This is a genomic window from Ruegeria sp. CG1, from assembly GCF_056537265.1.
Window position 1 is genome coordinate 224,094 of the sequence record NZ_JBQFRF010000004.1, and the last position, 25,284, is coordinate 249,377.

28 protein-coding genes and 1 tRNA gene are annotated in these 25,284 nt (G+C 56.6%); 18 read left to right on the forward strand and 11 right to left on the reverse strand.

Annotated elements, in window-relative coordinates:
- Positions 1-6: 6 nt before the first annotated feature.
- The gene (locus tag ACR0AU_RS13440; RefSeq protein ID WP_010442474.1) at positions 7-213 is read right to left on the reverse strand and encodes a cold-shock protein; all 207 of its coding nucleotides are present in this window, start codon (positions 211-213) and stop codon (positions 7-9) included.
- A gap of 327 nt (positions 214-540) precedes the next feature.
- Between ACR0AU_RS13440 and ACR0AU_RS13445 the strand changes: the two genes are divergently transcribed.
- A complete protein-coding gene (locus ACR0AU_RS13445; RefSeq protein ID WP_170512969.1) occupies positions 541-1,089 on the forward strand; it encodes an REP-associated tyrosine transposase in 549 nt (182 codons plus the stop codon).
- Between the two features lie 290 nt (positions 1,090-1,379).
- On the opposite strand, the gene ACR0AU_RS13450 is transcribed toward ACR0AU_RS13445, so the two are convergent.
- Complete coding sequence (locus tag ACR0AU_RS13450) at positions 1,380-1,850, reverse strand: hypothetical protein (RefSeq protein ID WP_170776384.1); 471 nt, start codon at positions 1,848-1,850, stop codon at positions 1,380-1,382.
- A 118-nt stretch (positions 1,851-1,968) separates the two neighbouring features.
- Positions 1,969-3,636 (reverse strand): energy-dependent translational throttle protein EttA, encoded by a 1,668-nt coding sequence (gene ettA / locus ACR0AU_RS13455; protein ID WP_170733616.1) that lies wholly within the window; start codon positions 3,634-3,636, stop codon positions 1,969-1,971.
- Between the two features lie 138 nt (positions 3,637-3,774).
- Between ettA and ACR0AU_RS13460 the strand changes: the two genes are divergently transcribed.
- From ACR0AU_RS13460 to dacB, 3 genes are all read left to right on the forward strand, one after another.
- The gene (locus ACR0AU_RS13460) at positions 3,775-4,245 is read left to right on the forward strand and encodes an MOSC domain-containing protein (protein WP_170395935.1); all 471 of its coding nucleotides are present in this window, start codon (positions 3,775-3,777) and stop codon (positions 4,243-4,245) included.
- A 32-nt stretch (positions 4,246-4,277) separates the two neighbouring features.
- A complete protein-coding gene (locus ACR0AU_RS13465) occupies positions 4,278-4,898 on the forward strand; it encodes a nicotinate-nucleotide adenylyltransferase (protein ID WP_170733617.1) in 621 nt (206 codons plus the stop codon).
- Positions 4,899-4,965: 67 nt separating this feature from the next.
- Complete coding sequence (dacB, locus tag ACR0AU_RS13470; RefSeq protein WP_170733618.1) at positions 4,966-6,444, forward strand: D-alanyl-D-alanine carboxypeptidase/D-alanyl-D-alanine endopeptidase; 1,479 nt, start codon at positions 4,966-4,968, stop codon at positions 6,442-6,444.
- On the opposite strand, the gene ACR0AU_RS13475 is transcribed toward dacB, so the two are convergent.
- On the reverse strand, positions 6,441-6,863 hold the full coding sequence (locus ACR0AU_RS13475) for a tellurite resistance TerB family protein (RefSeq protein ID WP_170395941.1): 423 nt from the start codon (positions 6,861-6,863) through the stop codon (positions 6,441-6,443). The genes dacB and ACR0AU_RS13475 overlap by 4 nt on opposite strands.
- Positions 6,864-7,144: 281 nt before the next feature.
- Between ACR0AU_RS13475 and ACR0AU_RS13480 the strand changes: the two genes are divergently transcribed.
- The 4 genes from ACR0AU_RS13480 (at position 7,145) to ACR0AU_RS13495 (ending at position 12,645) form a co-directional block, all read left to right on the forward strand.
- Entirely contained in the window at positions 7,145-8,011 is an 867-nt protein-coding gene (locus ACR0AU_RS13480; RefSeq protein ID WP_480795797.1) for an alpha/beta fold hydrolase, read from the forward strand.
- 187 nt (positions 8,012-8,198) lie between these two features.
- On the forward strand, positions 8,199-9,773 hold the full coding sequence (locus ACR0AU_RS13485; RefSeq protein ID WP_170733619.1) for a lysine--tRNA ligase: 1,575 nt from the start codon (positions 8,199-8,201) through the stop codon (positions 9,771-9,773).
- Positions 9,774-9,821: 48 nt separating this feature from the next.
- Positions 9,822-10,223 carry a DUF4864 domain-containing protein gene (locus tag ACR0AU_RS13490; protein WP_170733620.1) on the forward strand — a complete coding sequence of 134 codons (402 nt, stop codon included), beginning with the start codon at positions 9,822-9,824 and terminating at the stop codon, positions 10,221-10,223.
- A 136-nt stretch (positions 10,224-10,359) separates the two neighbouring features.
- Positions 10,360-12,645: a glycosyl hydrolase family 28-related protein gene (locus ACR0AU_RS13495; protein WP_170733621.1), complete on the forward strand. Its 2,286-nt coding sequence runs from the start codon at positions 10,360-10,362 to the stop codon at positions 12,643-12,645.
- Between the two features lie 38 nt (positions 12,646-12,683).
- Here ACR0AU_RS13495 and ACR0AU_RS13500 read toward each other — a convergent pair whose 3' ends face one another.
- Positions 12,684-13,346 carry a hypothetical protein gene (locus tag ACR0AU_RS13500; RefSeq protein ID WP_480795798.1) on the reverse strand — a complete coding sequence of 221 codons (663 nt, stop codon included), beginning with the start codon at positions 13,344-13,346 and terminating at the stop codon, positions 12,684-12,686.
- 155 nt (positions 13,347-13,501) lie between these two features.
- On the opposite strand from ACR0AU_RS13500, the gene ACR0AU_RS13505 reads away from it, so the two are divergent.
- The 3 genes from ACR0AU_RS13505 (at position 13,502) to ACR0AU_RS13515 (ending at position 14,817) form a co-directional block, all read left to right on the forward strand.
- Positions 13,502-13,828 (forward strand): antibiotic biosynthesis monooxygenase family protein, encoded by a 327-nt coding sequence (locus ACR0AU_RS13505; RefSeq protein ID WP_170395957.1) that lies wholly within the window; start codon positions 13,502-13,504, stop codon positions 13,826-13,828.
- Positions 13,829-13,893: 65 nt separating this feature from the next.
- Positions 13,894-14,301 carry a universal stress protein gene (locus ACR0AU_RS13510; protein ID WP_170395959.1) on the forward strand — a complete coding sequence of 136 codons (408 nt, stop codon included), beginning with the start codon at positions 13,894-13,896 and terminating at the stop codon, positions 14,299-14,301.
- Positions 14,302-14,373: 72 nt separating this feature from the next.
- Positions 14,374-14,817, forward strand: coding sequence for an excalibur calcium-binding domain-containing protein (locus tag ACR0AU_RS13515; protein ID WP_255612008.1), 444 nt, complete (start codon positions 14,374-14,376; stop codon positions 14,815-14,817).
- A gap of 66 nt (positions 14,818-14,883) precedes the next feature.
- Here the strand turns inward: ACR0AU_RS13515 and ACR0AU_RS13520 are convergent, their stop codons facing one another.
- Positions 14,884-15,114: an aspartate aminotransferase gene (locus ACR0AU_RS13520; protein ID WP_170396104.1), complete on the reverse strand. Its 231-nt coding sequence runs from the start codon at positions 15,112-15,114 to the stop codon at positions 14,884-14,886.
- A gap of 100 nt (positions 15,115-15,214) precedes the next feature.
- Between ACR0AU_RS13520 and ACR0AU_RS13525 the strand changes: the two genes are divergently transcribed.
- Positions 15,215-15,568 (forward strand): MmcQ/YjbR family DNA-binding protein, encoded by a 354-nt coding sequence (locus ACR0AU_RS13525; RefSeq protein WP_170733622.1) that lies wholly within the window; start codon positions 15,215-15,217, stop codon positions 15,566-15,568.
- 5 nt (positions 15,569-15,573) lie between these two features.
- Here the strand turns inward: ACR0AU_RS13525 and ACR0AU_RS13530 are convergent, their stop codons facing one another.
- Complete coding sequence (locus tag ACR0AU_RS13530) at positions 15,574-16,281, reverse strand: ORF6N domain-containing protein (RefSeq protein ID WP_170612981.1); 708 nt, start codon at positions 16,279-16,281, stop codon at positions 15,574-15,576.
- A gap of 214 nt (positions 16,282-16,495) precedes the next feature.
- Here ACR0AU_RS13530 and ACR0AU_RS13535 point away from each other — a divergent pair.
- A tRNA-Arg gene (locus ACR0AU_RS13535) sits at positions 16,496-16,573 on the forward strand.
- A 102-nt stretch (positions 16,574-16,675) separates the two neighbouring features.
- Here the strand turns inward: ACR0AU_RS13535 and ACR0AU_RS13540 are convergent.
- Positions 16,676-17,158, reverse strand: a complete 483-nt coding sequence (locus ACR0AU_RS13540) for a GNAT family N-acetyltransferase (protein ID WP_170408263.1) — start codon at positions 17,156-17,158, stop codon at positions 16,676-16,678.
- Between the two features lie 13 nt (positions 17,159-17,171).
- Positions 17,172-17,483 carry an ETC complex I subunit gene (locus ACR0AU_RS13545; RefSeq protein WP_170395965.1) on the reverse strand — a complete coding sequence of 104 codons (312 nt, stop codon included), beginning with the start codon at positions 17,481-17,483 and terminating at the stop codon, positions 17,172-17,174.
- A gap of 154 nt (positions 17,484-17,637) precedes the next feature.
- Here ACR0AU_RS13545 and ACR0AU_RS13550 point away from each other — a divergent pair, with 154 nt between their 5' ends.
- The 3 genes from ACR0AU_RS13550 to ACR0AU_RS13560 all read left to right on the forward strand — a co-directional run bounded on the left by ACR0AU_RS13550 (position 17,638) and on the right by ACR0AU_RS13560 (position 21,364).
- Positions 17,638-18,108: an SRPBCC family protein gene (locus tag ACR0AU_RS13550; protein WP_170647074.1), complete on the forward strand. Its 471-nt coding sequence runs from the start codon at positions 17,638-17,640 to the stop codon at positions 18,106-18,108.
- A 77-nt stretch (positions 18,109-18,185) separates the two neighbouring features.
- The gene (uvrB, locus tag ACR0AU_RS13555; protein WP_480737035.1) at positions 18,186-20,372 is read left to right on the forward strand and encodes an excinuclease ABC subunit UvrB; all 2,187 of its coding nucleotides are present in this window, start codon (positions 18,186-18,188) and stop codon (positions 20,370-20,372) included.
- 32 nt (positions 20,373-20,404) lie between these two features.
- The gene (locus ACR0AU_RS13560) at positions 20,405-21,364 is read left to right on the forward strand and encodes a hypothetical protein (protein WP_480795799.1); all 960 of its coding nucleotides are present in this window, start codon (positions 20,405-20,407) and stop codon (positions 21,362-21,364) included.
- A gap of 225 nt (positions 21,365-21,589) precedes the next feature.
- Here the strand turns inward: ACR0AU_RS13560 and ACR0AU_RS13565 are convergent, their stop codons facing one another.
- Positions 21,590-21,832 (reverse strand): TFIIB-type zinc ribbon-containing protein, encoded by a 243-nt coding sequence (locus tag ACR0AU_RS13565; protein WP_170408258.1) that lies wholly within the window; start codon positions 21,830-21,832, stop codon positions 21,590-21,592.
- A gap of 440 nt (positions 21,833-22,272) precedes the next feature.
- Here ACR0AU_RS13565 and ACR0AU_RS13570 point away from each other — a divergent pair, with 440 nt between their 5' ends.
- Positions 22,273-22,608 carry a hypothetical protein gene (locus ACR0AU_RS13570; protein ID WP_170423854.1) on the forward strand — a complete coding sequence of 112 codons (336 nt, stop codon included), beginning with the start codon at positions 22,273-22,275 and terminating at the stop codon, positions 22,606-22,608.
- Positions 22,609-22,719: 111 nt separating this feature from the next.
- Here the strand turns inward: ACR0AU_RS13570 and ACR0AU_RS13575 are convergent, their stop codons facing one another.
- Positions 22,720-23,724 carry an AraC family transcriptional regulator gene (locus ACR0AU_RS13575; protein WP_480795800.1) on the reverse strand — a complete coding sequence of 335 codons (1,005 nt, stop codon included), beginning with the start codon at positions 23,722-23,724 and terminating at the stop codon, positions 22,720-22,722.
- Positions 23,725-23,965: 241 nt separating this feature from the next.
- Here ACR0AU_RS13575 and ACR0AU_RS13580 point away from each other — a divergent pair, with 241 nt between their 5' ends.
- Positions 23,966-25,261, forward strand: a complete 1,296-nt coding sequence (locus ACR0AU_RS13580; protein WP_480795801.1) for an amidohydrolase family protein — start codon at positions 23,966-23,968, stop codon at positions 25,259-25,261.
- Positions 25,262-25,284: the final 23 nt, after the last annotated feature.

Sequence of the window (25,284 nt, forward strand, 5' to 3'; positions counted from 1 at the left end):
AATGGCTTAGGCCAGTTCGATATTGTCGGCGCTTTCGCGGCCGTCACGACCAGCGCGCAGCTCGTACGTGACCTTCTGGTTGTCGGCCAGACCGGTGAGGCCCGAACGCTCGACAGCCGAGATGTGTACGAAGATGTCTTTGCCGCCATCTTCGGGTGCGATAAAGCCATAGCCTTTGGTGGTGTTGAACCATTTTACGGTGCCTGCGGGCATATCCGTTGTCTCCTGTTTAGTGCTGCCCACGTGGATGCGGCAGCCCGGCGTCGTTGTCTGTATCGATAGACTGAGCGCCGTAGAAGGAGACTGCAGGTCGAAATAGAAAAACGTAAGCCTCTTGGATATGGCATCGGTCAGACGGTGTGGCAAGGGCGGATTGTATGGATTGTACAAGGGTTTGAGGCGGAATCGTCCGTCTTGTACAAAAATCCGCCGATGGTTCTGGTTATTAGTTAGCAGAGCTTTGATAAGGTCCGGTTATTTATCTGGCGCGTCGGAGTGGCATTCAGAATCCGTTAACCCGCGTCATGATCAAGTTACAGCATGAGCGATTATCGACGCGTCCGCATTCCCGGGGCCAAGTATTTTTTCACCGTGTCTTTGGCCGACCGGTCGTCGGATTTGCTGGTGCGAGAGGTGGCGCATTTGCGGGCCGCCTTTGCAGTGACCCAGAGGGAGCGGCCGTTCTGGTGCGATGCGCTTGTGGTGTTGCCGGATCATTTGCACGCGGTGTGGACCTTGCCGCCGGGGGATGCGGATTATTCGACACGGTGGGGTGCGATTAAGGCGCGGTTTACGCGTGGGGTGAAGGCGTCGGGAGTGGTGGGGTGGAACCCCACCTTACGCACAGATTCGAAAATTGCGAAAGGGGATGCCGGGATTTGGCAGCGCCGGTTTTGGGAGCATGCAATTCGGGATGAAACGGATTATCGCAATCATATGGCATATTGTCGGGGGAATCCGGTGAAGCACGGGTTGGTCGAGCGCCCCACCGATTGGCCGTATTCGTCAATCCATCGCGATATTCGTGCAGGTCGGGTTGATCCGGAGTGGAGCGGTGTGGTCACCGATGGCACGTTCGGAGAGCCGTAGGTTGGGGTCTTACCCCATCATTTGAGAGGTTGGAGTTTGCAAGTGGTTTGGTGCGCGGGAACAGATCGTGCGAGTTTTCGGGTATGATCGTTGAGTGAGAGATGGGGTGAAACCCCATCCTACGCTTGCGACGTATGCTTCAAACAGCGGTTGTGGTTTGTAGGCCGGGCTTCAGCCCGGCATTCATCTAGACCCGCAAGCCGATTATATGGGTTGGTGCAATGCGATGGCCGATATTGGCGAAGTCGCGGCTGTTGCGCGGCTTGCCGGGCTGAAGCCCGGCCTACTTGCTATTTTTCTAGAAGTTCCGCACATGTGTCACCGATTTTGCGATGGTTTGCATCTAGATTTCCTCGGCGATAAAAATCCTCGACCAAGCCAGCTGCGAAGCAGGAAACAAATGCACCCTTTTGAGCCTGCTCTATCGAAAATCCGTCCTCAACCAACTTGTCGTGCAATCTGGAAACAGACACAATGTAAACGTCAGAGTCCAACGTTTCGCCGAAAACCCTGCTCGATAACTGATAGAAATGCGTATCAACAATTGACAAGACAGTTTGGAATGAACTGTACAGTTTTGCCGGAACAAAATCGATGTCTTCGCGGTTTTCGATGAAAGCAACAATCACGTCAGACATTTCTGGATCTACCCATTTGTCTGAGAAATCAAACTTTTCCTGCTCACCGTCGTGCTTCTGCAAGAAATAGGTGAAATCCGCTGGCGCGGCAAAGGTGGTGACCCTCTTTGGCGCTTCAGCCAATGCGCAACTTGCGCCGCAAACTAGGAAAGCAGAAATCTGTGCGCAGCGCGTCGCAAACCTAATCATTAAGAAAGCATCGCCATTTCTGCTGCTTCAACAATACGACCCGCATCCAGCCTCACCGCGCAAACTTCTTATGCTTCAAACGCTTGGGCTCCAGCGCGTCCGGTCCCAGACGGCGCTTCTTGTCCTCTTCGTAGTCTTCGAAGTTGCCCTCGAACCACTCCACATGCGCATCGCCCTCGAACGCCAGAATATGCGTGCAAATCCGGTCGAGGAAGAAGCGGTCGTGTGAGATGACGACGGCGCAGCCGGCGAAATCGACCAGTGCGTCTTCCAGCGCGCGCAGAGTTTCGACGTCGAGGTCGTTGGTTGGTTCGTCGAGCAGCAAGACGTTGCCGCCCTCTTTCAGCAGGCGGGCCATGTGGACGCGGTTGCGCTCACCGCCTGACAGCAAAGATACCTTTTTCTGCTGGTCACCGCCCTTGAAGTTGAAAGACGAGCAATAGGCGCGGGAATTGACCTGCGCGTCGCCCAGTTGGATGATCTCGGCACCGCCGGTGATCGCCTCCCACACGGTATCGTTGTCGGCAAGGTCATCGCGGGACTGGTCGACATAGGACAGCTCGACCGTGTCGCCCAGCGTGATGGTGCCGCTGTCGGGTTGTTCCTGACCGGTGAGCATCTTGAACAGGGTCGATTTACCGGCACCGTTGGGGCCGATGACGCCGACGATGCCGCCGGGGGGCAGGGCAAAGTCCAGCCCTTCGATCAGTTGCTTGTCGCCCATATGTTTCGAAAGGCCCTCAACCTCGATCACCTTGCCGCCGAGGCGCTGGCCGTTGGGGATGACGATCTGGGCGCGGGTCAGCTTTTCGCGTTCGGACTGGTCTGCCAGTTCGTTATAGGCGTTGATCCGGGCCTTGGATTTGGCCTGACGGGCCTTTTGGCCCTGACGCATCCATTCCAGCTCGCGCTGCAGGGTCTTCTGCTTGGACTTGTCCTCACGGGCTTCCTGTTCGAGGCGTTTGGCCTTTTGTTCCAGCCATGCGGAATAGTTGCCTTCGTAGGGAATGCCGCGACCCCGGTCGAGTTCCAGAATCCAGCCGGTGATGTCGTCCAGGAAATAGCGGTCGTGGGTGACGATCAGGATGGTGCCCTTGTAGTCGATCAGGTGTTGTTGCAGCCAGGCGATGGTCTCGGCGTCCAGGTGGTTGGTCGGTTCGTCGAGCAGAAGCATATCGGGCGCTTCGAGCAGCAGCTTGCAGAGCGCCACGCGGCGTTTTTCACCGCCCGAGAGGTTGGCAATGTTGGCATCGTCCGGTGGGCAGCGCAGCGCTTCCATCGAGACATCGATCTGACTGTCGAGGTCCCACAGGTTTTCCGCGTCGATCGCGTCCTGCAGGGTGGTCATTTCTTCCATCAGCTCGTCCGAGTAGTTCTCGGCGATCTCCATGGCAATCTCGTTGAACCGGTCGACCTTGGCCTTTTTCGCGGCCACGCCCAGCATGACGTTCTCGCGGACGGTCAGCGATTCATCCAGCTGAGGTTCCTGCGGCAGATAGCCGACCTTGGCGCCTTCGGCCGCCCATGCCTCACCGGTGAAGTCCGTATCGAGGCCCGCCATGATCTTCATCAGCGTCGATTTACCCGCGCCGTTGACGCCGACGACACCGATTTTCACGCCGGGCAGGAAGCTCAGGTGGATGTTTTCAAAGCACTTTTTGCCACCGGGATAGGTCTTGGAGACACCCTGCATGTGGTAGACATATTGATAGGCAGCCATGTCGCGTCCTCTGGGTCGGGGAAATCAAGTTGGAACGCTGGATATCCGAGGCGAGCGGGCGGGGCAAGCTGGTGGTTTTGTGAATTTTCTGTGGTCGTTTGATCCGGTAGAACCAACACGACAAGGAGTGGTGGGGTTTTGGCAGAACTTGCGGAACTGATTGCCGGTTGGGCGCAACCGGGCCGGGTGACATGGATCGGTGTACGTCCTGGCCGCAGAGCGGAATTGGATGGGCGCAACGAGGTTTGGGTCTCAGCCGATGGGCTCGACGGCGACCGCAGCCGGGCGGGCAAGCGGGCGGTGACTTTGATCCAGCAGGAACATCTGGCGGCGATTGGCTCTTATCTGGGGCAAGGATCGGTTAAGCCTGAGATCCTGCGGCGCAATCTGGTGGTTTCGGGGATCAATCTGGCGGCGCTAAAGGGGCGGGAGGTGCAGGTCGGGGAGGCCGTTTTGCGCTTTACCGTGATATGCGCTCCGTGCAGTCGGATGGAGGAGGCGTTGGGCAAAGGCGGCTATTCTGCTGTGCGGGGGCATGGGGGATGGTGTGCCGAAGTAGTGCAACCGGGGCAAGTCAGGCTTGGCGATGTGGTGCAGCCGATTGATTGACAACACCTCTCAGTTCTGAACATCAGCAGAGGATGGAACGCAGTACCATTCCATATGCGGGGCCCGGGCAGGTCGTGGGGTTGTTCGGAGGGTCATTTGATCCTCCGCATCAAGGCCATGTGCATGTGACGCGTGAGGCGATGAAGGCGTTTGGGCTGGATCGGGTGTGGTGGCTGGTGTCGCCGGGCAATCCGTTGAAGGAGCGGGGGCCTGCGCCTTTGGCGCGGCGGATGGCGGCGGCGCGGGATGTGATGCAGCATCCGCGCGTTGAGGTCACGGATATTGAGGCGCTGACGGGGACGCGGGCGACGGCGGATACGCTGTCGGCGTTGCGGCGACTTTATCCGCAGGTTCGGTTTGTATGGCTGATGGGGGCCGACAATCTGGCGCAGTTTCACCGCTGGAAAGATTGGCGACAGATCATGGACAGCGTGCCGGTGGGCGTTGTGGCGCGGCCTGGGGACCGGATTTCTGCTCGGATGTCTCCGGCGGCTCGGCTTTATGCCAAGTACCGTATCGACGGGCAGGCGCGGCATTTGCTGGGGCGGGCGGATGCTCCGGCGTGGTGTTTTGTGAACGTGCCGATGGTTGACGTCAGTTCGACCGAGTTGCGCAATCGCGGGAATTGGAGCGATGGGGTGTTGCCCGAATGACTCCACTTGGCGCATAATCTTAATCAAGTGATTGTCTGCATTTAAGCTCTGGGATTCTAATAGACCCATGGTCGATCGAATTTCGCGTCGTTTGTTTCTGGGTGGATTAGGGGCGTCTCTGGTTCCGGGCACAGGTCTGGCCGAGGCGCCTTTGGTGTCTCTGCGCCCTGTGCTGCGTGGCCCGCAACCCAACGGGGCTGAGCGGCTGGTTAAGGCGGCGGGGCTGAAGGGCGAGGTTGTTTTTGCCGTGGCCGACGTGGAAACCGGAACGCCGCTGGAGGTGTTCGGCGAGGGCCAAAGCCTACCACCAGCCAGCGTCGCCAAGGCGCTGACCGCGCTTTATGCGCTGGATGTGCTGGGTCCGGAGTATCGGTTCGAAACGCGCTTGATCGCGGATGGAGCGGTGGAAAATGGTATTCTGAAAGGCGACCTGATCCTTGCGGGTGGCGGTGATCCGCTGCTGGATACAGACGCGCTGGCCACAATGGCAGCCAATCTGCGCAAGGCCGGGATCACCGAGGTGAAGGGCGCGTTCAAGGTCTATGATGGTGCGCTGCCCTACGTCTTCAGCATTGATCCGGGGCAGCCGGATCATCTGGGCTATAGCCCGTCGATCAGCGGGATTTCCCTGAATTTCAACCGTGTGCATTTCGAGTGGAAACGCGAGGGCACCGGCTATGATGTAACCATGGATGCGCGCAGCGCGAATTATACGCCTTCGGTAGATATGGCATCGATGCGAGTCGAGAGCCGCAGCCTGCCGATTTACACCTATCAGCCAAGCGCGCGACAGGATCGCTGGACCGTGGCCAAAGGCGCGCTAGGCAATGGCGGGGCACGCTGGCTGCCGGTACGCAAGCCTGCGCTTTATGCCGGAGATGTGTTCCGCACGCTGGCACGCGTGAATGGGATCGTGCTGGGCCGGGTGCAGGTGACGCGGCAAGCACCGCAAGGGACCGAACTGGTGGTGCATCAGAGCGATCCGTTGGAAAGCATCCTGAAGGGGATGCTGAGATATTCGACCAATATAACCGCCGAAATGGTGGGTTTGGCGGCCACCAAGGCGCGCGGGGTTGCGCCGCAGAGCCTTGAGGACTCGGCCGCAGAAATGAACCTATGGGCGGCAGAGCGTTTTGGCGCGGATGGGATCGCGATGGTCGATCATTCCGGACTTAGCGGTTCCTCACGTATGGCGCCCGCCGGTCTGGTCAATACGCTGGTGGCGGCGGGGCAGTCAGAGGAGCTGCGGCCGTTGCTTCGGTCCTTTACGCTGGCCGACAAAAACGGGCAGCCGGTCAAGGATCATCCGATCAAGGTCGATGCAAAAACGGGTACTTTGAACTTCGTCTCGGGTCTTGGCGGTTACATGACAACGGCAGATGGAGTGGATCTGGCCTTTGCGATCTTCACAGCCGACACCGCGCACCGCGCCACGATCCCGCGTGCGTCGCGCGAGCGCCCGGACGGCGCGCGGGCTTGGAACCGGCGGTCTCGCAAATTGCAACGCAATCTGATTGAGCGTTGGGGTACGCTCTACGGTAGCTAGGTTGTATGCCGCGCCCGTGCCCCGCGTTCGATAGCGGCAGCGTGCAGGCGGTCGATGCTGAGTTCGTACCGGATTTCTTCCAGCAGACGCAGTTCGGTTTCGGCCAGAGTGCCGTCAGCGGCGGCCACATCACAGGCCAGCGCGTAGGCGGTTTCGTTCAGGCGTTCGGGCAGGTTGTCACGGATCAGTCCGAACAGGGCATCCAGCCCGTCCACCTGCTCAAACAGATCAAACACGATCTGCGAGACGCGGCGGGTTCGGTCGATATCGTAACCCGCGAACACCGGCAGCATGTTGACCGCGCCTTCGATCTTGACCAGCTCTGCGGTTCGGATGTTCTCGTCCGAGGCGGAAATCGCCACCATGATCGCCACAAGGCAATCCTGCGGGGACATCGGATGTGGGGTTTGCTCGGTCATGGTGTCGTCCTGAATGAAACGTTTGTTGCCGCACGATAGGAGCGGGTGCGGGGAGGTTCAACTGGTAGTTTTGGGGTGCAATGAATGCGATCAATGAAGGTGGGTGATTTCGGCTTTGATGTAAACGTCCGTTGAAAACTCAATCTGACATCGGCGTTTCATTATGCGGACCAATAGTTATGGTGCAAAAGAGGTGAGATCGGCTCGTACTCTTGGATTAAATCTATGCCAGCAGTCCAATGAACTCACCACACAAAGTTATTTCGTTTTTGGAGAACAACTTGACCAATCATATAACTCTTAGAGATGGCAGAACGCTTGCATTCAGCACTTACGGCGACCCAGATGGAACTCCAGTGATTTTCAGCCATGGGTTTTCCGACTCTCACGTAATTCGTCATCCTGACGACAGTCTGACCGCTTCGCTCGGCGTACACTGGATTTCTGCCGACGAACCGGGTGTTGGAGGGTCGAGCCCGAAGAAGGATCGGAGAATGGTGGATTGGGGCGCTGATATGGAGGATCTGGCGGATCAACTTGGCCTCGATACATTCAATGTAGCGGGCCATTCCGGAGGCGGCCCCCACGCTTTGGCTGTAGCATTTCACATGCCTGAACGTGTGCGTAAAGTTGCGCTCGCTTCTCCTGTGGCACCATTCGATGAGCCCGGTGTCACCAAGATGCTGGTACTGAAGGATCTGAAAACCATCGCAAAATTGCGCCACCTGAGCTTACTGATCCGATGGGCAGAGCGTATTGGCGCTAATAGTGCTTTGAAAGACATCCCTTCATATGTGGAGTCTGTCGTTGACCAAATGCCCAATGAAGCCAAAACAATGCTCCGCAATCCAGAGCAGCAAGCCTTGTTCGAAGAAAACTTTCGTCTTGGTTATCTGCAACACGAGGAAGGAGTTTTCGAAATGACGATGGCTCTTTGGGACTGGGGCTTTTCGCCAGGTGACATCCAGCAACCGGTGGAAATGTATTATGGTACGGCGGACGACATTATCTCGCCGGATATGCCGCGACACCTTTGCTCCGAACTTCGCGACTGCACAGCGCATGAGTGGTCGGGTGCGGGACATTATGGCTTTGTGGATCGCGAGCGGTGGACCGAATTTGTCGGCGCGGTCGCTAGTTTGTCTTAGCAAGTCAAAGGCGGCAATCCCACGTTGCGGACATTCGTAATTCAGAGCAGATATTGATGGCATGGTATTCATGCTCATAGAGGCATGAAAATCACCACCCTTTATTGACTCATACTGCACCTGCACAATAACAGGGGCCGGTCCGGGCGCATGGGGTGTCTGGCACGTTTCCCGATGGAGTATCCAAATGTCTGACCTGCGTGAAACCGCGATGACGTCCAAGGCGTGGCCGTTTGAAGAGGCGCGGCGGTTGCTCAAACGGTATAAGCAGGGCGCTCCGGAGAAGGGATATGTGCTGTTTGAGACGGGCTATGGCCCCTCGGGTCTGCCGCATATCGGCACCTTTGGTGAGGTCGCGAGGACCACGATGGTCAAGCGCGCGTTTGAGGCGCTGTCGGATATCCCCACCAAGCTGATCTGTTTCTCGGACGACCTGGACGGGATGCGGAAGGTGCCGACCAACGTGCCGAATCCTGAGGCGCTGCAGGATTATCTGCAATGCCCGCTGACCTCGGTGCCCGATCCGTTTGGCACGCATGACAGCTTTGGTGAACATAACAATGCCATGCTGCGCCGGTTCCTCGATACCTTCGGGTTCGAGTATGAGTTCTATTCGGCGCGTGAGTTTTATCGCTCGGGCCAGTTTGACGAGATCCTCAAGCGTGCCGTCGAAAAGTATGATGACGTGATGGCGATCATGCTGAAAAGCCTGCGCGAAGAGCGTCAGCAGACCTATTCGATCTTCCTGCCAATCCACCCCGAGACCGGGCGGGTTCTGTATGTGCCGATGAAGAAGGTTTGCGCCGAGACCTACACTGTCACTTTCGACGATGAGGATGGCAAGGAATGGACGCTGCCCGTGACTGGCGGCAATGTGAAGCTGCAGTGGAAGCCTGATTTTGGCGCGCGCTGGGCCGCTTTGGGCGTTGATTTCGAAATGTATGGCAAGGAACATGCCACCAACGAAAAGATCTATGACGCGATCTGCCGGGCTTTGGGAGGTCGTGCGCCTGAGCATTTCTCGTATGAACTGTTCCTCGATGAGAACGGGCAGAAGATATCAAAGTCCTCGGGCAATGGCGTGTCGATCGACGAATGGCTGACCTATGCACCGACCGAGTCGCTGGCCTATTTCATGTATCAGAAGCCCAAAACGGCGAAGCGGATGCATTTCGATGTGATCCCGAAAGCTTATGATGAGTATCATCAGCAGTTGCGGGCTTATCCGGTGCAGGACCTGAAGGGGCAGTTGAACAATCCTGTGTGGCATATCCATGGTGGGAATGTGCCTGAATCCACGCTGATGGTGCCCTTTGCGATGCTTCTTAACCTGGCGTCGGTTTCGGGAGCCGAGGATAAAGAGGCGCTGTGGGGCTTTATCCGTCGCTATGCACCAGAGGCCACGGCCGAAACGCATCCTGACCTGGATCAGGCGGCGGGCTTTGCGGTGCGCTATTTCAACGATTTCGTCAAACCGACGCGCCAACACCGCGCGCCGACGGATCAGGAGCGTGAGGCGCTGGAGGCGCTGAAGGCTGCCTTGGAGGCCTACGACGGGCCGGTGGAAGACGAGGCGTTGCAATCGGTGGTATATGCGGTTGGTCGCGATCGCTTTGACCCGCTGCGCGGCTGGTTCACGTCGCTGTATGAGGTGCTGCTGGGGGCGTCGCAGGGGCCTCGGTTCGGTGGGTTCATCGCGCTGTATGGCGTGCCAGAGACGATTGCGCTGATCGACAAGGCGCTGGCCGGGGAATTGGTCTGATTTGACCTGATCCAGTGTGGGGCTACCCTTGCATCAGGAGGTGGCCCCATGCGTCGACTATTGCTTGCTGTATCCCTGAGTGCCGGACTGGCATCCGGAGCTTTTGCTCAGAGTGACGAGATTGAGGCCAATATCTCGGCGCAGATACAGGCCTTCAAGGCGGATGACTTTGCCACCGCCTTCACCTTTGCCAGCCCCAATATCCAGCGGCTGTTCGGCGATCCCGAGAATTTCGGGATCATGGTGCGCCGTGGCTATCCTATGGTCTGGCGGCCTGCGGATGTGAGGTTTCTGGAGTTGCGCGAGATTAGCGGAGCCCTGTGGCAGAAGGTCATGATCACTGATGGTGACGGACGCGTGCATTTGCTGGACTACCAGATGATCCGGCAGGAAAACGGCTGGAAGATCAACGGTGTACAGTTGCTGGGCAACACCGACCCGGCGGCCTGATGCAACACCATCGTCACGGTGGTAAGAGCCGCGATTAATCCCTTTTCGATACTCAGACCCAAGCGCTTGGGCTCAGGGCCCGGGCAGTATCGGGTTTTGGCGCGCGTGCTTGGCGCGATTGGGAAAGGGATTTTACATGAACAAGGCAATCACCGACGGCATCGTGTTCATGCCGCCCGCCTATGCGGCTGGTCTTGGGGTCTGGTCCAGTGGCGACGGCACGCCGGGCTCTCCGACCTATGAGGGGTCGGGGACGGGGGTGTTCGTTCCGGCGGATGCGGATTTCGCAGGCTGTCTGGAGATTTATAAGACGGCAGAACCTCAGCGGCTGCGCTATATGGGGCAGACACCTTTGTTGCCGGGCTGCTATTTGCAGATCAAGGCGCGGGTGAAGGCGATCAGCGGGCCGCTTCCCGAGGTGCGGATTGCCGGCTGGGCCGGAGGAGCCGGAGATGCGCATGTGGACGGATTGGCCGAGCAGGGTCCGGCGGTGCAGCTGACCGGCTATGGCACCGTGCATGAGGTGACGGCCATCGTGGGCACGGGCCTGCGCCCCGGCGTGGACATGCCATGGGGCAATGCGGCGCTTTATGGACACTTTGGTTTGGATATCGAAGGCACCAACGGCGCGGTGGTGCGGGTGGATGATATCGAGATCACCGATGTGACCTCGGTCTTCCTGCGCGATTTGATTGGTCTGGTCGACGTGCGCGATTTCGGCGCTGTGGGTGACGGGGTCACCGATGACTCGTCAGCGTTTGAGGCGGCGGATCAGGCAGCGAACGGGCGCAAGGTTTATATTCCGCAAGGTGAGTTCCGGCTGGAAGAGAACACTAACATGGCGTCCGAGGTCGCATTTGACGGCACCGTCACGATGCCGGTCGACAAAATGCTGCTGCTGACCAAGAATTTCGATCTGCCCACCTATATCACCGCCTTTGGTGATGAAATGCTGGCGTTTAAAAAGGCGTTTCAGGCGTTGCTGAACAGCTCGGACCATGAATCGCTGGATCTGGGCGGGCGCAAGATCGCAGTGACCGAGCCCATCGATATGGCGGCAGCAGTGCCGAACCGGACGGGCTATGCCACCCGTCGAGTGGTGCGCAACGGGCAGTTTGACGTCAAAAGTAGCTCGAATTGGGATACCGAAACCTTCACCTCGGTCGCGACCTACAGCCCGTCTGATCCTGATACGCTAACCAACGTGGCCAATGTGGTGAATATACCGGTGGGTTCGCTGGTCACCGGCAGCGGGGTCGGGCGTGAGGTTTATGTGCGGTCGAAAAACGAAAGCACCGGTGAAATCACGCTGAGTGCGCCGACTTATGATGCCGCAGGGACGCAGACCTTCACCTTCACATCGTTCAAGTACCTGCTAGATTTCAGCGGTTTCAGTGCGCTGCAGAAGTTCAACATGGAAGGGATCGAGTTCCAGTGTAACGGTCGGTGCAGCGCGATCCGGCTGTCTCCGGGCGGGAACACTTTTGTACTGAAAGACTGTTTCATCAGTCGCCCGAAGGACCGGGGTATCACATCAATCGGGCGCGGATGTCAGGGGATGCTGATCGATGGCTGTCAGTTCCTATCGACCGAGGAAAGTCTGGACGTGCCGGACCGAAGCTCAATCGCGCTGAACGCCAATGCCAACGACGTCAAGCTGCGCCACAACCGGGCCACGCGATTCCATCATTTCGCGGTGCTGAGCGGCGACAACAATCTGGTGCTGGGCAACCACTTCTTCCAGGGCGACAACGTCGCGAACGGGGTGCGCAACGCCGGGTTGGTGATCATCGGCGGCTATAACAGTTCGTCCATCGCCGAGAACTATGTCGATAACTGTTTTATCGAATGGACCAACGAACACGATGCCAACCCGGATTACTTCACCAGCTTCTCGTTCAGCGCGCTGAGCATCACGGATAACATCTTTTATGCCAGCGATGTTGCCCCCTGGTTCAGCTATCTGGTGATCCGCCCCCATGGCACGGGGCATTTCCTGAACGGGCTGACTGTGACCGGCAACAAGTTCCGCGTCAACAACGTGCGGATTGACCGAGTGGACCGGGTCGATACCAGTTTTGCCGATCTCGACCCGGAAAGGCACAAGAGGGTGTGTTTCGAGAACAATACGTTCCACGGCATCGATACGCCTTGCGCCAATCCATTGCGGCTGCAGCACACGCAAAGCTCACCGTCATCAGCCTGGACCGTCAGTTCGCAGGGCCAATTGCCGTTCGGGGGCAGGGCGCGCGGGTGTGATGCGGTTGTGGCTCTGGGAAGCCTCAGGACATCGTTGAATGCGGTGCGATATACCGCGCCATATGTCGAGCTGCGACAGGGATCGGGCCAGAGCGATATCCGCCTGCGCTGGTCCGAAGGCTTGCGTGGTGCGGTTTCGACCATTCTGCGGATTGATACCTGATTGATGTGGTGGGCCGCCTGAATGTAGGCGGCCCATCTCTAATAGCTGCGCCACAATCCAAATTTGATCCCGATGTTATCATCAGCCGAATTGCGCTCGGCACCCAGAACCCAGGTGAGTCTGCCCGTCTTTGGGCGATACATCAGCGAAGGTCGCACCCTCCAGTACCATGGTCGGTCCGAAACATAAGAAGTTTCGATCTGCAGGAGCGGGTCAAACCGTCGACCCGAGGACAGACCGGCCGTGAAATCCAATTTGTGGATCACTGCCTCATGGGTGCGGTTTTCGAGCGCTGCGTCGACATTGATCCATCCGCCTCCCAATCCGGTTTGAATGCTTTTGCCGTAGGAAAGTGTTGCTTTGTACATTGCCCAACTACTGTACTGGCGATGGTGTGCGCCAACGCCGAACTCGGCCGCAAGACGCCCTGCTGACCCCATGTCTGCAACCGGCACGCGTGCAAAGACCAGCGCGTGCCCATACAAATCCTGATGCTCCTCGGCATCCAGTCCGATCGTGAGTTTCGGCCGCAATCCCCACTCGGTATAAAGCGAGGATTTGTACTTGTAGACGTCTTCCTCTTTGAAAGCGGTCACAGATAACGCGGTGAAGCTTGACCCCTTCTCGCGGAGCCACGCACCGGACCATGCCGGAGTGCACACCATAAAAAGCAGCGGAATGACGAGAACCAGACGAGCCATGGGGGCAGCATCGGCAGACATGGTTAACGGATGGTTAGTTTCTTGTTCATCTTTGAGAAAGATTTTTTGATCCAAAAACATTGTCTATGTGCAGGAAAAGGGTGGCGTTTTCAAAAGCTGTGCTAGGCTCGGGTCAGCTATAAAGGAGGAGCCTTATGCCGCAGATTTCCAAAACCAACAGCTATCAGACTGTCATCACCACCTTCGAGATGACCCCCGGAACCTGCCAGGACCTTCTTGAGGCGCTGACCGATGCTTATGCCGAGTTCATTTCGAAACAGCCGGGTTTCATTTCAGCCGGATTGCATGTGAATGATGCCCAGACGCGGATTGCCAATTATTCACAATGGGAGCGCCGCGAGGATTTCCTGGCGATGTTGCGCACACCGGAGATGCGAGAGCGGAATCGCAGGGTTAACGAGCTGTGCAAGAGCTTTGAACCAGTGATGTACGACGTCGCCGAGACATTCGGTGAGACCTGATCTGAGTCAATGCACGGCCGCCACCGGTCGCGCAGTATAGCGGCACAACTACGGAGGCGCGAGCCATGTATCATAACATTCTTGTTCCCATTTCCTTTGATGCCGAACGGGACAGCTCGGCAGCGTTGAAGCTGGCAGAACTACTGTCGACGCCCGAGGCTGCGGTTACGCTGCTGCATGTGGTAGAGCACATTCCGGATTATGCGATCTCGTACATGCCTGCCGAGTATCTGTCCGAAGCCCGCAAGGCCATTCAGACCGAGCTTGATGCTCTGGCGGCGCGCGTCCCGAATGCGAAGGGGCTGGTGGTTGAAGGCCATTCCGGGCGAACGATTCTGGACTGGGCCGAAGTGAATAAGCCCGACCTGATCATCTTGGCTTCGCACCGCCCGGGGATGCAGGACCTGTTGTTGGGTTCAACCGCGACCCATGTGGTGCGCCACGCCAAATGTGCCGTGCATGTGGTGCGATAAGGTCGAGCTTTTTCCAAGCCGACCCCGATTGCGGCCATGGCTTTGCCACATACCGCGTGTAAGGCCTATGGCATGACAACCGGGAAACAAACGAAAGACACCGATCCGAACCCTCGTCTTACACGGCGGCAACGGCGGGCAGACGCGTTGCGCAGGCAGGCTCTGTCCCCGGTGCGTATTCTACTGATGGTGCTGGCCTTGCCCTTAACCACAGGAATGATCGCAATCGGTGTCTACCTGCGCGTTTCAGACTACGAACGTCATGAAGCGGTGATCCATCTGGTGGCGCTGGCTGGGTGTGATGCGGTGGAGATGCTGGGTTTCGGGCCTTTTCGCGAAGGAAGGCCCGGATATCATAAGCGCAATGACCCCGATGGCGATGGTGTCGCCTGTGGCTCGTTTGCCTTGCAGAAACCACGCAATGTCGCGATGCCGGGAGATATCCAAGCCAATCCCCGGAATCTTCAGACCCCGAAACAGCGCACTGTCGGAACGGCAAAGTTTTTGAAGCCTTGAATCGGTGGGGGGCGAAATCTTGAAAAGATTTCGGGGCGCTTTCTTTTCAAGAAAGCGTTGCGTGGCTCAGGTGAGCCAACGCACGGGTGCGCGGTTGCAGAAGATTACGATCTGGCCCGAGTTTTCCGCCACTTGATAACCGCGACGATTGATTTCGGCCATAAAACGCTCCATCCCGGCAAAGCGCTCTATATCGCGCGCCTTGCGACGGATTACGCCACCTTGCTGCACCGCCTTGGAGGCGAATAGATCACTGAGCCAAACCTCAGGCGAGAGGGGAGAATTGCAGTTATACATCACCTATGATTTGGCGCAGCGAGGTTAATGCCGGGTAAAGAAAGTTGCGCCCGCAAAGCGGGTCTTGCCTTGTCCTGACCAGAGCGCCACAGTCGCCGCGATGACTCGTGATGAATTCAATGCCTTTTGCTCGGACCTCAAAGCCACCAGCCATGTCGTGCAGTGGGGCAAAGCAGATGTCTGGAAAGTAGGCGGCAAAGTCTTTGCCATCTGTGGTTGGAACGACGGAAAGGATGCGTTTACCTTCAAGGCTACCGATCTTGCCTTTGAGGTCCTCGGAGATGAGCCAGGTATCCGCCCAGCGCCCTATCTGGCATCGCGAGGTATGAAATGGCTGCAGGTTTACGATGAACGTGGCATGAGCGACGCGTCGCTGCGAGATCATATTGTAATCTCATACGATCTGGTCGTAGCTAAGCTGACCAGAAAGGCGCGGGCAGAGCTGGGCCTTTAAGGCGGTCAGTCTTTCATGGCGTGCAGCAGCTCAAGCAGTTTTTTCCGGTCATCATCGTCGGCATAGTCTCCGCTGGCCAGCCGTTCGGCGATGCTCAGGCGCAGACGGTCATGTTGTGTGCGAACCTCTTCGCCCGCCGTTTCAGCGAGGGTCTTCATGATCACTGCCACCGCCTGCTGCCGTTTGGTGGTGGGATTGGCGATGTAGTCCACAAGGCTTTGCTGTCCGGAATCAAGGATGTTTTCGGCCAGATCACGCAGTTGATCCCCATTTGGAAGCAACGGCGTAGGGGCATTTTGCGGTGGCAGAATCTCAGGCGGGCTGCGCGGGGTTTCCGCTAGCGCATTGGTGCCGTCAACAAAGGCTTCGGTGATCATCCGCGTGATCCTGATCGCGCGCGGATCTTTAAACAAAGTCGAGGCAATAGCTACGCCGTAGTCGGTATAGACCCACGGATTGACCCGTCGGCCACCGCGGCCTTCGGGTTTTGAGATCACATTCTGTGATTGCAAATCCGCAACCTCTGCGTCGGAAAGCTGAAAGCGGTAGCCTTCGAACAGATCCTTATTGCGCGAGACGGCCTGATTGAAGGCGCTGACGGATTTTCCGTAAAACTGCGCCAGATCTTCTGCCAGAACCACGCGTACCCCGCGCACCCGATGAATGGCGTTTTGGACCTCTTGAGGGCTGGGCAGGTTTTCCGGGTTCGTCATCATATCCGTTTGGAATCACAATTTGTGATTTCAAACGTGACGCAGGGCGCGCTGGGCTGCAAGTTTGAACTGCAGGTAGGTTCGATGTCTCTTGCCGAGAGGTCTGCCAGATTCGGCCAATACCCTGATGGAAATAACCTTTTTGAAAGAACAAGCTTGCCCTCTATCAAGTTGACAATCCTAATGGATTGACTGATACAAACGGAACAAGACCGGGCCGTTAGCTCAGCTGGATTAGAGCAGGGAACTTCTAATTCTCAGGTCGGGGGTTCGAGTCCTCCACGGCTCGCCATTTTTTCAGATGTTTTTCGAAACGGGGCAAGGGTACGGCCCTTATATCTGAATTCAAAGCGGTCGGTCAGACTGCACCAAGCGGGTGCATTCAGCTTTTCCCTCAGCGTTTTGGGCTGGACGTAAGGTCCAACCGCATAAACGCGCTGTTTGGATCGGCGTCATAGCCGTAGATCGGACCGCAATAGGAATATCCCAATGTTTCATATAGCTTGCGTGCTGCGTCATATTCCGAGAGATGATTTGCGCCAGTTTCCAGGACAAGTGCGGAAACGCCCTCGGCTCGGGCCAGATCGGCAAGATGGTTCATGATCACACGCGCCAATCCTCGGCCGCGCGCAGCAGCAACCACGTGCACCGATTTAACTTCGGCAGTGCCATCCGGCAGCGCCTTAAGCGCACCACAACCCAAGGGCTTACCCGCCTCATAAATAGCCCAAAAGCGAATGCCCGGCTCGCGCAGGGCATCAATGTCCAGCGTATGATTTGAGGTTTGCGGTGTCGCGTCCCAGCTATGGGCGAGATGCGCTTGAATGATCGGGCGCAGATCCTTGGCGCCGGGGTCTGCTTGGCGGATGTCGATCATTCACAGGGCCTTGTCAGTGGGTCCAGGGAGCGCGCCGGTCAGTGGCGAAATTCTCACCATAGCCGCGCGCCCGCAGGTTCGGCTTGCGCTTGTGCGGCTCGCATACCTGCGCGTCGATGCCGTTGTCTTTGGCATAGTCCAGCGCCTCTTCCTTGGTATCGAACTTCAGACGCACCTGCGTTTGGGTGTCATTGGACGAGGTCCAGCCCATCAGCGGATCGACCTCACGCGCAGAAGCCGGGGCGTATTCCAGAACCCATTTGCGGGTTTTGGCCATCCCCGAGGTCATCGCGTTTCGCGAAGGCTGGTAAATCCGTGCGCGCATGTCGCCTCTCCGTACTCACTTGGCTGAAGCTGTTTATGCGTCAGAGCGCGCGCCGGGACAAGATGACAATTGTCGCGGGTCGCATGGACTGCCTAATGACAGGTATTGTCATTAGTTCGGGGTAGAAAGCGCGCAGACATAAAAGGACAGCAGGATGCTTCACCAAGAACGCCACCTCGACATCAACGCCCGACCCAATGAGATTTGGGCTATCCTCCGCCGCTTTATGCATATCGATGAGTTTGCCCCGCAGGTGACATCGGTTGATGCTTTGACTGCCGGATCGGATGGTGTTGGGTCACAGCGCCGGTGTCACTTCGCGAACGGCACATCATTGGTCGAAGAGGTGACGGATTGGCAGGTTGACCGCGGCTACACCGTGCGGTTGTCGCAGATGGCGATGCCTCTGCGCGAAGCACAGGCGGCGATTGCCATCACACGGCTGTCCGACACGCGCAGCCGTGTTATCTGGAGTATGGATTTTCGTATGAAATATGGACCGTTGGGCTGGTTAATGGGACAAACCCTGTTGAAGATCATGATGGGCCGCGTGCTGGCCGAGAACCTGTCGGCCTTGGCGGCGAAGGTTCAAACGCACCCCGACGCCCAACCCCGGACCGCTTAGCTGAAAATGAATCCAGATCAGCCCTTGCAGATGGACAAAATAAGAACAAATGTAGGGGCCTGACCCGGAGCCCGCCCATGCCTTATGCCCATTCCGACAAGACTCAACTGACCGCAGACGACGTGCGCGCGCGTCTGAAACTGGAGGGCGGCAAGCAGTTCGTCATGCATACCGAGTTCGCACCGGCTGGCGACCAGCCGACGGCGATCAAAGAGCTGGCAGGCGGTGTGAATGATGGTGAGCGAGATCAGGTCCTGCTGGGTGCGACCGGGACGGGCAAGACCTTCACCATGGCCAAGGTGATTGAAGAAACGCAGCGGCCTGCGATCATCCTGGCGCCAAATAAGACGCTGGCGGCGCAGCTTTATGGAGAATTCAAAGGCTTCTTCCCTGAGAACTCGGTGGAATACTTCGTCTCGTACTATGACTACTACCAGCCCGAAGCCTATGTGCCGCGGTCCGACACCTACATAGAAAAAGAATCCCAGATCAACGAACAGATCGACCGAATGCGCCACTCGGCCACTCGGGCGCTGCTGGAACGCGATGACGTGATCATCGTCGCCTCGGTCTCGTGCATCTACGGTATCGGTTCGGTCGAGACCTATGGAGCGATGACACAGGATCTGAAGGTGGGTCATGAGTATGACCAGAGGCAGGTGATGGCTGATCTGGTCGCCCAACAGTACCGCCGCAACGATCAGGCTTTCCAGCGCGGGTCCTTCCGGGTGCGTGGCGATTCCCTGGAAATCTGGCCGGCCCACCTTGAGGACCGTGCTTGGAAATTCTCGTTCTTCGGCGAGGAACTGGAAACCATCACCGAGTTCGACCCGCTGACCGGCGAACGCGCGGCAACGATGGAGCAGGTGCGGGTCTATGCGAATTCGCACTACGTCACGCCGAAGCCAACGATGAATCAAGCGATCATTGGGATCAAAAAGGAACTCCGCATCCGGTTGGATCAGCTGGTCGGCGAGGGCAAGCTGCTGGAAGCCCAACGTCTGGAACAGCGCACCAATTTCGATCTGGAAATGCTCGAGGCCACCGGCGTCTGCAACGGGATCGAGAACTACTCGCGCTACCTCACGGGCCGTGCGCCTGGCGAACCGCCGCCAACCCTGTTCGAATTCATTCCGGACAACGCGATTGTCTTCGCGGATGAATCCCATGTCAGCGTCCCGCAGATCGGCGGCATGTACCGTGGCGACTATCGGCGCAAGTTCACGCTGGCGGAACACGGGTTCCGCCTGCCGTCCTGCATGGATAACCGTCCTCTCAAGTTCGAGGAATGGGACGCCATGCGCCCGCAATCCGTCTTCGTCTCGGCCACCCCGGCAAAGTGGGAGATCGAACAAACCGGCGGTGTCTTCACCGAACAGGTGATCCGCCCCACGGGTCTACTGGACCCAGAGGTTGAAATCCGCCCGGTGTCGATGCAGGTGGACGACCTGCTGGACGAGGTGCGCAAGGTGGCCGCCAACGGATTCCGCACGCTGGTGACAACGCTGACCAAACGCATGGCCGAGGACCTGACCGAATACCTGCACGAACAGGGCATCAAGGTCCGCTATATGCACTCGGACATCGATACGCTGGAACGCATCGAAATCCTGCGCGACCTGCGGCTGGGGGCCTTCGACGTGCTGGTCGGGATTAACCTGCTGCGCGAAGGGCTCGACATCCCAGAATGCGGACTGGTCGCCATTCTGGACGCGGATAAAGAGGGTTTCCTGCGCTCGGAAACCTCACTGATCCAGACCATCGGTCGCGCCGCGCGCAACGCCGATGGGCGGGTGATCATGTATGCCGACAAGATCACCGGCTCGATGGAGCGCGCCTTGGGCGAAACCAACCGCCGCCGCGCCAAACAGCTCGCCTATAACGAAGAACACGGCATCACGCCTGAGACCGTGAAGAAGAACGTCGAGGACGTTCTGGCCGGTCTCTACGAAGGCGATGTCGACATGAACCGCGTCACCGCCACGATCGACAAACCGATGCACGGCGCGAATTTGGAGGCGCATCTGGACGGATTGCGTGACCAAATGCGCAAAGCCGCCGAGAACCTGGAATTCGAAGAGGCCGCCAATATCCGGGATGAGATCAAACGTCTGGAAGCGGTCGATCTGGCCGTCGCCGACGACCCCATGGCGCGCCAATGGGCGGTCGAGAAAGCCTCGGAAGACGCAGTGAAATCGCGCGGACGGTCAACGGCGGGCAGGCCGGGGCAGCGGGGTGGGAATGTGAAGAGAAGGAAGCGGTAGAGACTATGCACCAACGCGATTCTGGGTTCGCAATGAGCATTGGTGATGCTTTTGATCGAAGTGGCGTCAAATATATGCAAGTCATCAACGATCAACTGTATGCCATCAAGGAAGCAAGTATTTGGCGCATTCAATTAGCCGATGAGATCGATCCCGAGCGGAAATATACTAATATTCCCAATTTACAACAACGCGTTGCCTCTTGCGGAACATCCAGCAAGGTTGTCAGTAGGACACTAATTCAAGCAATTGAACTGACAAAAAACAGAAGTTGGGGGCTGCCAGTTTCTGTCGACGACGTGTTGATGTCAGCTCTTCGTGCAGCTCAAGCCGGTAGTTTGATCGACAACAATATTGTGCGATTGGTGGAGCACGCTTCCATCACAAAAAAGGAACTGTCTGAACTGACTTCAATGAAGAACTTTGCGCTTCCAAGCTATCCTGAGTTGGAAAACTTGTGGGCGTCTTCTCTCTATGCGATTAGTGCTTTTCGCTCTGCAATTCGCGATTTAGTTATTTCAGTCTTTCCTGAGAATGATATGGGTGCAAATTGGCTGTCAGACTTGAAGTGCCGGGTAGACTTCAAGCCAGCAAAGTTTTTTGACAACGAAGCAGCATTTTCCAATGTCGAACATGATTTGAAGTTGGTCAGGGAGTTCCGGAATATTGAGCAACACCCGAAAGCAAATAGGTACGTAAACTTTTCTGACTACTGGATGAGGCAGGATGGCCAGATCGGCGCTCGCTGCCTGCACATAGTTGGTCTGTACAAAAAGGAGATATTGGCGGAAATATCTGACTTCTTAAATCAGATGCGTGATTGCCTTACCTTTGCGTATGAGATGATACTCTTGTGGTCTGTTAGCACTGCAATAAGCCCGTTCCTTGGTCAGAAGCCATTCATCATTCACAACGAGAACAGTGAGGAAGGGCCGAACGCCCGATATAGTTTAGCGATTGAGTTCGAAGGTAAAACCTCCGTCATAGGTTAGAAATCCAGTATGGTCGCAATCCGCCGCCCCACACTTCAATCTTGCAGCAAGGGTAGGATGGGTTTCAAACCCCTCACATCTGGGTCACTCAAACAAACGATGGGGTAAAACCCAATCTTGCCCGCTAGACAACCCGTGTCTTTTTGAACAACGTGATCACGGCCAACTCGTGCTCCCGATCAGGCCCAATGAACCGAAACCCTCTCAGATCACCGTGCCAACGTCTTAGAAGTCAAACAGTTCGTCCAGAAAGCCGCCGCGTTTCTTCTTTTTCCGGTATCCGTGATCAGATCGGTCATCATAACCCCGCTGCGGCGGTGGTGGTGGCGTATGGTCGGCAGAGCGATCGATGATCTTGTCCAGCTCTCCACGGTCCAGCCACACGCCACGACATTGCGGACAATAATCAATCTCGACCCCGCTCCGCTCGGTGATTACCAGCTGAGTTCCATCAATCGGACATTGCATCAGACGCTCTCCTTTTTCTGTCCTGAACAGATGGGAGCGCGCGCAGGGATTTTCACCCCACTGCGACCGCACGTCCCGCTATGGGCAAAGCTATAGGGCAGAGTTGGCCCGGTCCCGCGCTGCCCCCTTCAGCATTGGAATTCACAAATTGAGGTTCCAAATGGTTGCCATGACGAACCCGAAGAAATTTCTCAGCAACTGATGGGTGCATAGACCCATTGTCTCTGTCTTCGAGCCCTCAATGCTGGGTTGGGTACTCCCCAAAACGCGATGGAAATGTGCTTAGGGCTCACCTCAAAACGCAGGCGAAACCCAAACGTGAATTGGTCTAACGAGATGCGTGCAACGAGACCGCAGAACGACCCGAGTTTGGACAAAATTCCGCCCAAAATCGTCAATAGCCGCCGCAGTGCAACAGATCGAATACAGATTGGAAATCAATGAAAAAGGCAGCTCTTCTTCTTGCCCTACTGCCCGCAGCCGCATTCGCTGAGGAGCGGGTGTTTGAATGTGAGGCACCGGATGCGGAACACCCGGAAATGGCCGCTCGGCTTGTGAAGTATGATGGCCAGCAGAAGGGCCACATCACGATCGGGGATATCGACAAGGATGTGGATGTGTTTCCCGGTCTCGACACCCTGACCTATCTGTATGTCGGTGAGGATTACACGCTGAATTATAACGTTCACCCTGAGAAGGGCACGTTTGATTACTCTGCCTCTGGCAGCAAGTCAGGATGGGGCAAGGGAACGTGCGTAGAGACCACGGGCCAATAATGGCGTTCGAATAGAATGGTTTAAGGCGCGGTCGGGACGGCAGTCTGGTCGCGCCTTTGCTTTTGTTGCGAGGTCGAGTTCGCCCTGTCGATCCGCGCATTTGCAACATAGTTACGAGCCAAGGCGGAACTTGGTCGGTGTCATTCCGGTCTGGCCCCTGAAAAAGCGTGTGAAATGGGATTTGTCGGAGTAGCCGAGCATCAGACCGATCTCAGCTATTGTCATTTTGTCTTCTCCGAGGTGTTCCTTGGCGACATCGACACGCAGCCGTTTGATTTCGCGGGGCAGCGTTGTGCCTTGCTGCTGAAGCGCCCTAAGAAACCGTTCCGGCTGTATTCCCAACAATCCAGCCACCACCTCTGGTCCCAAATCGGTTTCATCCAGCTTATCGCGTAAAACAGATCGCAAAGCAGCTACTACGGTTACTTCTTCATCTTGTCGCGGTGAGGCGATGGGCTTGGCAGAGCCCTCCGAGACATGGTGCAAAAACAACCATTCTACAGGGAAACTAATCTGCATTCCGGGATCGGTCCCAAGGCCGACCTCGATCCCCTTGTAGTCGATAGGTAGTCCGTTGATGTATCTGCTTTCCCATCGCACACGCGAAGAATCCCAGGCATCCCCGACGACGGTCTGCAATAGGCGTACATAGATTGCGGCACCAAAACCGGTCACCTGAATCGGCGGCACAGTAGGCTCTTGTTGCCTTTCGATTCGATAAGTCGCTTTGTCCGCTTCTACGACAAGGCTGTGTCGCACAGAATTGGATTCCTGCGGTACAAGCCCCACGAAACGGGTAAAGAACTCGAACAGCGTCTTTGTCGATTGCAGGGCCTGAGCGAACGGAGGCCACTCTTGCAGGTCAAACGTCTCCCCTACTTTCAGTCCAAGGTATCGATCCCCTGATACTTCTGAGAAGGCATTTACCAAACCATAGACCAACTCTGAGTGCACGAACACGGCTGGGTCAGACAACAGTTCGGCTTTCAGGCCGACCTGATCCAATGCTGGTTGCGGATTGATCTTACGTTCGGTGAGATATTGCAGGAACGGAGCAGCTAAGGAGAGGCGAATAAAGCCCTCGCTATGCTCTTGAGAGGTGGAGTTGAAAGGCAAGCTCGTCACCCTTGTCTGGATTAGTTTTAAGAAGTGGCCATTTTTTCAATCACATTCGAACATCCTAATTCGAAAGTGGCAACCGAGCCAAGATTTTCCGGACTACAGTTTGCAAAACACGAATATGAAGGGAGTACTTATGTCCGGCCTACGATTGTCCCTTTGCTCGACGGTAATTGTCGCTGCAGCTCTTTCTTTTTCAACGTCCGCGCATGCTCAGGATCAAGAAGAACCTCAAACGTTGTTTACCAACGTACATGTCTTCGATGGCGTCAATGAACAGCGTATCGAGAATGCCAGCGTATTGGTCGAGGGTAATCTGATTAAGGCCGTATCAACCGAAGCGATCGATGCCCCCAATGCTACGGTCATTGACGGAGAGGGACGGACACTGACCCCCGGGTTTATTGAACTGCACGCGCACCTCATGCTGATGGGGCCGACGTTACCTGCGATGGAGGCCAACACAACGTGGGAGGACTTTGCCATACACGGTGCACGGATGGCCGAGATGTATTTGATGCAGGGCTTCACCACAGTCAGGGATGCGGGTGGCGCCAATGGCGGGTTACGTCGCGCAATTGACGCAGGCCAAATTGACGGCCCGCGTTACTTTCCATCTGGTGCATTTATCGGAACGCGAGGTGGTCACGCTGACTTCGCGAATTTCACTGCACCGCCCGGGTCTGAAACAAACATGAGCAGGCTGAACTTGGCGCAGGAAATTAGCGGTGTTGATGACGTTTACAAGTTCGCACGCAACAATTTCCGCATGGGCGCGACGCAGTTGAAGTTCATGCAATCTGGTGGCGTCGTTTCGGCCTTCGATCCGTGGCAGTTGTTGGCTGGATCGCCTGAGGAAATCAAAGCTGCGGTACAGGTGGCAAACGAGTATGGCAGCTATGTCATGGCGCATTCCTATCGGAAGGAAGCAATCCTGAGCGCGCTAGACGCGGGTGTGATGTCGATCGAACATGGCTTCTCGTTTGACTGTGAAATTGCCCAAGTCATGAACGAAAAAGGGGCATACATTACCACCAACCTGACGGCCTTCGATCCCGGATTGCTAGATATTCCTGCAGTGGCAAATGTCCCGTCGAGTCTTGCCAAAGCAAAGTCCGCCTCGGCCACATTTGCAGGCTACATCGACAATATGAAGGAATGCCCGGTGAAGCGAGGGTTCCAGACCGACTGTGTTGGTTCGGTCGAGGCATGCAATATCCAGATTGCCTACGAGAAGCACCTGAACAATGAGTTTTTTGGACCCTACACGTCGATGGTGACGCTGACATCGACGGGTGGTGAGGTGGTCGCTTTGTCAGGTGACTTTATGAACCCGTATACCGCCGGAAAACTGGGCGTTATCGAGGAAGGAGCTTATGCGGATATCCTGCTCATCGATGGTAACCCACTTGAAGACTTCTCGGTTGTTGGCACGGGAGATCAATGGTTCGGTGCCGACCCGAGGCCTGAAAGCCCAGATACGATCCGCCTGATCATGAAGGACGGCGTCATCTACAAAAACACGCTGGATTGACCTGTCTGAACAGCCGGAGAGTA